The organism is Streptomyces boncukensis (genome assembly GCF_011045075.1).
Classification (GTDB): Bacteria; Actinomycetota; Actinomycetes; order Streptomycetales; family Streptomycetaceae; genus Streptomyces; species Streptomyces boncukensis.
The window spans coordinates 1-3,258 of record NZ_JAAKZZ010000681.1; the positions used below are offsets into that span (position 1 = coordinate 1).

General features: G+C 73.1%; 4 protein-coding genes. All 4 read right to left on the reverse strand.

The features are described 5' to 3' along the window. The coding region (locus G5C65_RS34145; protein ID WP_165302941.1) for a 2-oxoglutarate dehydrogenase E1 subunit family protein at window positions 1-261 on the reverse strand (261 nt) is incomplete at its 3' end. A gap of 227 nt (window positions 262-488) precedes the next feature. Further along, window positions 489-1,646 (reverse strand): HAMP domain-containing sensor histidine kinase, encoded by a 1,158-nt coding sequence (locus tag G5C65_RS34150; RefSeq protein ID WP_165302942.1) that lies wholly within the window; start codon window positions 1,644-1,646, stop codon window positions 489-491. Window positions 1,647-1,660: 14 nt separating this feature from the next. Then, window positions 1,661-2,434: a response regulator transcription factor gene (locus G5C65_RS34155; protein ID WP_165302943.1), complete on the reverse strand. Its 774-nt coding sequence runs from the start codon at window positions 2,432-2,434 to the stop codon at window positions 1,661-1,663. 97 nt (window positions 2,435-2,531) lie between these two features. Next, entirely contained in the window at window positions 2,532-3,230 is a 699-nt protein-coding gene (locus G5C65_RS34160) for a spermidine synthase family protein (RefSeq protein ID WP_165302944.1), read from the reverse strand. Between the last annotated feature and the right edge of the window lie 28 nt (window positions 3,231-3,258).

A 3,258-nucleotide genomic window follows, 5' to 3' on the forward strand; every position in this document is an offset into this window, starting at 1 on the left:
CCCGCGCCCCCTGCGGGCGCCCTGCTTCGGCTGCGCGCCCGCTGAAGGGCCTACCGCGTCCTCTCCGGGACGGTAGTCGGCGAAGAAGTCCCACCAGGCTCGGTCCACTGAGTTCGGGTCCTGGAGGTACTGCTGGTAGATCTCGTCTACGAGCCACTCGTTGGCACCGAACGAGCCAGGCGCCGCGGCAGGGTCCTTGCCCTGCCCGTCCTGCTGTTGGGTCGGAGTGCTCGATGAGCTGTTGGGGGACTCTGGCGACACGGCGCTAACCGCCCTCTTCCGCTTCCTTGGATGGTGGACAGCGGAAATAAAGGCTACGCCTTTACCGACGATTGGTGGAGTCCGGGCAGCTGCTTGGTCGCGTAAGTCACATTCCGGGGCTGGTTTCGGCACGGGATTTGGCGGGAATCACCCCTGGTTTCGGCGTGCGACGGGAACCGCGCGGCCCTCTTCCGGCGTCCGCGCGGGCCCGTATCCGCGAGCCTACGTCAACCCTGCGCCTGCGCCGCTCCCGGAAGGGTGACCTGGATACGGCAGCCGCGGGGGGATTCGGCCACCCGGATCCAGCCGCCGTGCAGATCGACGGCCCAGCGCGCGATGGCCAGGCCCAGCCCGGTGCCGCCGGAGGCCGGCACGGTGCCGACGCCCCCGGAGCCCTGGCCGGACCCCTCGGCGCCCTTGGCGCGGTTGAAGCGGTCGAAGACCCGGTGCCGCTCCGCCTGCGGGATGCCGGGCCCCTCGTCCAGCACCTCGACCTCCAGGCTGCCGTCCTCGGCGCTGCCCTCGCCGGGGCGTGCCCGGATGGTGACGCGGCCGTGCCGGGGGCTGTGCTTGACGGCGTTGTCGATCAGGTTGGCCACGACCTGGTGCAGCCGCTCGGGGTCGGCGTGCGCGGTGAGCTCGGGCGGCGCCACGTCCAGGTGCAGATGGACGTCCGTCCGCTCGTGCCCGGAGCCCTTGCTCATGTTGGCCTCGCGCAGCACGCCCGCCAGATACGGCCAGACCTCGAACCGCCGCGCGTGCAGCGGCACCACCCCGTGGTCCAGCCGGGAGAGGTCCAGCAGGTGCTCCACGAGGCGGCCCAGCCGCTCCGTCTGGTGCAGCGCGGTGCGCATGGTCTCCGGGTCGGCGTCCGAGACGCCGTCCACGACGTTCTCCAGCACCGCGCGCAGCCCGGCGATCGGGGTGCGCAGCTCGTGCGAGACGTTGGCCACCAGCTCCTTGCGGTGCTGGTCGTCGGCCTGCAGATCGGCGGCCATCTGGTTGAACGCCTCCGCCAGCTCCCCGAACTCGTCCCGGCGGTCCCCGCGCACCCGGCGCGAGTAGTCGCCGCCCGCCATCGCGCGGGCCGCCGCCGTCATCTCGTCCAGCGGCGCGGTCAGCGACTGCGCCACGAACTGGGTGAGCAGCAGCGAGGCGACCACCGAGATGATCGTGATGACCCGCAGCTCGGTCGCCGAGTGGATCGCGAAGAGCACCAGCAGGGTGGTGATCACCACCGAGACGATCACCACGGCGCCCAGCGCCGCCTTGACCGACCGGTACGGGTCCAGGGGGCGCAGCGACTCCCAGAGGCGTCGGAATGCCCGCTCCCAGAGCCTCAGCACGGCCTGCTGCCTGCTGCCGCCGCTCGCCGACACGGACATGCCGCCCCCCGCCGTCAGGAGCCTTCGGACGCCGCCGGAGCCGGGGCCGCGGCCGCGGGCGTCTCCAGGGCGTATCCGACGCCGTGCACCGTGCGGATACGGTCGGCGCCGATCTTCCGGCGCAGGGCCTTGATGTGGCTGTCCACGGTGCGGGTGCCGGAGGCGTCGGCCCAGTCCCAGACCTCGGCGAGCAGCTGCTCCCGGGAGAGCACGGCGCGCGGGGAGTGCGCGAGACAGACCAGCAGGTCGAACTCGGTCGGCGTCAGATGCACGTCCTCGCCCGTGACCCGCACGCGGCGCTGCGCGTGGTCGATCTCCAGCTCGCCGAGCCGGAGTATCCCGGTGCGCGGGGTGTGCGCGGCGAGGGCCGCGCGCTCCACCCGGCGCAGCAGGACGTGCACCCGCGCCGCGACCTCGCGCATGGAGAACGGTTTGGTCATGTAGTCGTCCGCGCCCACGCCCAGGCCGACCAGCATGTCCGTCTCGTCGTCCCGCGCGGTGAGCATCAGCACGGGCACCGGGCGCTGGGCCTGCACCCGGCGGCAGACCTCCAGGCCGTCGAAGCCGGGCAGCATCACATCCAGCACCAGCAGGTCGGGCTGCCACGCCTCCGCGGTCTCCACGGCGGCGGGCCCGTCGCCCGCCGTCTGCACCTGGAAGCCCTCGGCGCGCAGCCGTCTCGCGATGGCGTCGACGATGGTGGGGTCGTCCTCGACGACCAGGACCCGCCGCTGGGCACCAGGGGTGGTGGCCGCGGGCGTCCCGCCGGTCGTCTGCGTGCTGTTCATGTGGTCCATTCGGCCCCGCCCCTGCGTCGCCCTGGCGCTTGCGCTCACTTGCGTACGTCTTACCAGCAGCAGCGTAAAGGGGCCTTGGGGCCTGCGGCTATGCCGGTCGCGCGGCGAAGTGGACCACGTCGGGGACGCCTCGGACGACGCGGATCTCTTCCGTCCGAACGCGACAGAATCCCGCATTCCGCAAGGACGTTTCGAATTCGGCGGACGGCTGTGCCGACCACACGGCGAGCACTCCGCCGGGCGTGAGCCGCTCCCGGCAGGCCGCGAGCCCTGCGGGGGAGTAGAGCGAGGCGTTGCCGTCCGTGACGGTCCAGCCAGGGCCGTTGTCGATGTCCAGACAGAGCGCGTCGTAGGCGCGCGGCGCGTCGTGCACGTACCCGACCAGGTCGGCGCGCACCAGCTCGGTGCGCGGATCGCACAGCGCCGCGCCGGACAGCGCGCCGAGCGGACCCGTGCGGTGCCAGTCGAGGATCGCCTGCTCGCGCTCCACCACGGCGATGCGCCCCCAGCGCGGCTCGGCCGCCGCCTCGGCGAGCGAGAACCCGGCGCCGAGCCCGCCGATCAGCACGGCGGGTGCCGCGCGGCCGTCCAGCTCGCCCAGCGCCGCGCGCACCAGCAGCCGCTCGGAGCGGCCGTCGGAGGTGTCCATCAGGAAGCAGCCGTTCGCGATGATCTCGAACGTCGGGTCGTGCGCGGGACCGCGCCGCCGCAGCGCGACCTCGCCGTACGGCCCGTCGCGCCGGTCCAGGGTGACCGGCGCGGTCTCGTCTGGCATGCGGTGGGGCATGGCGGAAGGGTACGGCCCTGCCGGGGGC

Coding starts and splice junctions, on each gene's coding strand:
- G5C65_RS34160 (WP_165302944.1), bottom strand. CDS start 3,230: ATGCCCCACCGCATGCCAGACGAGACCGCGCCGGTCACCCTGGACCGG.
- G5C65_RS34150 (WP_165302942.1), bottom strand. CDS start 1,646: ATGTCCGTGTCGGCGAGCGGCGGCAGCAGGCAGCAGGCCGTGCTGAGG.
- G5C65_RS34155 (WP_165302943.1), bottom strand. CDS start 2,434: ATGAACAGCACGCAGACGACCGGCGGGACGCCCGCGGCCACCACCCCT.